Consider the following 421-nt stretch of genomic DNA (forward strand, 5'->3'; position numbering starts at 1 on the left):
AAACGCCGGAATCTGCCCGCGCGGTCTCGACAACGAGCGAGCCGACTGAGTGCTGGCGGACGGAGTGCTCACCGAGCGAGCGCGTCCGCGTCGGGTACGGACTAGCCGCCGCGCCCACGCGGGCGTGACGGATCAGATCGGCGACCACCGGGTCGCTGGGATGCGAACTCATAGCGTGCCTTCCTCAATGGGGTCAGACTTCAGGAGTTTGCCCGGCTGGTGGCTAGAGGTGCACGCCACCATCGGCGAGCGCTCTCCCGTCAGCATCGGCATGTGGTGATCACCGATCGTGCGTAGGAACACTTCGTCGCAGATTGCCGGGTCCCGGCGAGCCAGAGACTCATACGCGAGCCACATCGACCGGATGCGGAACCGAACAGATCGGTGCGCCCACCAGCGAGAGCACCACTTCTGGCTCATC

The 421-nt window shown here is 65.6% G+C and carries 1 protein-coding gene; it reads right to left on the bottom strand.

Annotated elements, in window-relative coordinates; translation table 11 throughout:
* Positions 1–168 precede the first annotated feature (168 nt).
* On the bottom strand, positions 169–421 hold a 253-nt coding region (locus H483_RS38765), incomplete at its 5' end, for a DUF4913 domain-containing protein (RefSeq protein WP_042329793.1).

The sequence above is a fragment of the Dietzia sp. UCD-THP genome, from assembly GCF_000349585.1.
Classification (GTDB): domain Bacteria; phylum Actinomycetota; class Actinomycetes; order Mycobacteriales; family Mycobacteriaceae; genus Dietzia; species Dietzia natronolimnaea_A.